This window comes from Marinobacter sp. UBA2498 (assembly GCF_002341575.1).
In the GTDB taxonomy this organism is placed as follows: domain Bacteria; phylum Pseudomonadota; class Gammaproteobacteria; order Pseudomonadales; family Oleiphilaceae; genus Marinobacter; species Marinobacter manganoxydans.
On sequence record NZ_DDOI01000068.1, the window covers coordinates 55,517 to 57,169 of the forward strand.

The following is a 1,653-nucleotide window of genomic DNA, read 5'->3' on the forward strand; positions in this document are numbered from 1 at the left end:
GGACGTATTCACAGCGTGTTTTTGAACCATCCCCCGCCCGGCTCGCTTCTCCCAAGCCTGCAGACAAGGCCTTAGTACAGGGCCTCTTCATCATCCAGAACATCATGGATGATATCCAGGAACATCTTATCCGCCTCACTCCAGTTCTCGGGAATCCGGATATTGGTGCTGGCACTGATTTCCTGCGCAATCAGCTCCTCGGCATTCGGCTGACCCCGGTGCTTGCGAGCAATCTCCATGGACTTGACGGCAATGGTCGGGTCGCTCAAAACCTTCTTGATGAAGGTCCTCAGCTCATTAATCATCTTCGCCTGACGGCCTTCAACGGATGAACTCATACTTCACTCCACGGACAAATAGGCTTGAGGGGTGAAACACCCCTTTTTACAGATAGTATGACCAAACTCGGTTTATACAACCAGCCCGGTCAGATCAACAAGCCTCGCAGGGTGAAGAACAGAATCGCTGCCATAATGGCCGATGCCGGTACGGTGATGATCCAGGCTGCGGCAATGCGCACCAGATGCGAACGCTTCACCAGCTCTTCCCGGTAGATCTTCTTCAGGCGTTTACGCTCGGACTTGGACAGAGGGACCTGCTTTTTCTTCTTGGCCCGCTTGAGCAGGTTCTCCATCTCCTCAACCGACGCATTGCGGAAATCATCCAGGAACGGCTTCAGACGCTCCTGCTCGGCAGGATCATGGTGCTCCATGATCTTGTGCAGCTGGGTTGCGTAGTTGGACTTCAGGTACTCCCGAAGGAAGCCAACGCCGAACACGCCACCAATCGCGATATGGGTGGAGCTAACAGGCAGGCCAAGCTGAGACGCAAGGATCACCGTGAGCGCTGCCGAAAGCGCGATGCAGAACGCCCTGGTCTTATCCAGTTCGGTGATTTCGCTGCCGACGGTCTTAATCAGGCGTGGGCCGAACAGTATCAGGCCAACGGCCAGACCCAGGGCACCCACCATCATGACCCACAGGGGAATATTCGCTGACATAACCACCGAATCAGCCGAGAGGGCATCGTTAATGGCAGCGAGCGGACCAATGGCGTTCGCCACGTCGTTGGCGCCGTGGGCGAAACTCAGCAGTGCCGCGGCAAAGATCAACGGCCAGGTAAACAGGGTATTCACGCCTGCCGAGCTGTTCTCCATGGTCGATGCCATGCGGCCCACCAGGGTGCGCATAACGAAGAACACCACGGCGGCCGCGGCAAGCCCGATCAGCGTCGCCTCGAGAAAATCGACTTTGACGATCTTCTTGACGCCCTTGATCATCAGGTAGGTGCCAAAGGCCCAGGCCATGATCGCCACCAGCCAGGGAACAAAGGTCCTCGCGGCCGGAATGACCTCTCTTCGATAGAGCACAGTCTTCTTGATCGCAAACAGGAACAGGGCTGCCAGAGCACCGCCCAGCACCGGCGAAATCACCCAGCTGGCGGCAATCTTGCCCATCACCGCCCAATCAGCAATACCCCAGCCACCGGCGGCGATACCGGCACCCAGAACGCCGCCAACAATGGAATGGGTTGTAGACACAGGCGCGCCCATCCAGGTGGCCAGATTCAGCCAGAGGGCGCCAGCCAGGAGGGCGGCGGTCATCAGCCACACGAACGCCCTGCTCTCTTCCAGATTGGAGGGATCAATGATGC

General features: G+C 57.5%; 2 protein-coding genes. Both read right to left on the bottom strand.

Annotated elements, in window-relative coordinates; translation table 11 throughout:
- Nucleotides 1-71: 71 nt before the first annotated feature.
- On the bottom strand, nt 72-338 hold the full coding sequence (locus B2W52_RS09880) for a hypothetical protein (RefSeq protein ID WP_008173512.1): 267 nt from the start codon (nt 336-338) through the stop codon (nt 72-74).
- Between the two features lie 89 nt (nt 339-427).
- The coding region (locus tag B2W52_RS09885; protein ID WP_286802804.1) for an inorganic phosphate transporter at nt 428-1,653 on the bottom strand (1,226 nt) is incomplete at its 5' end.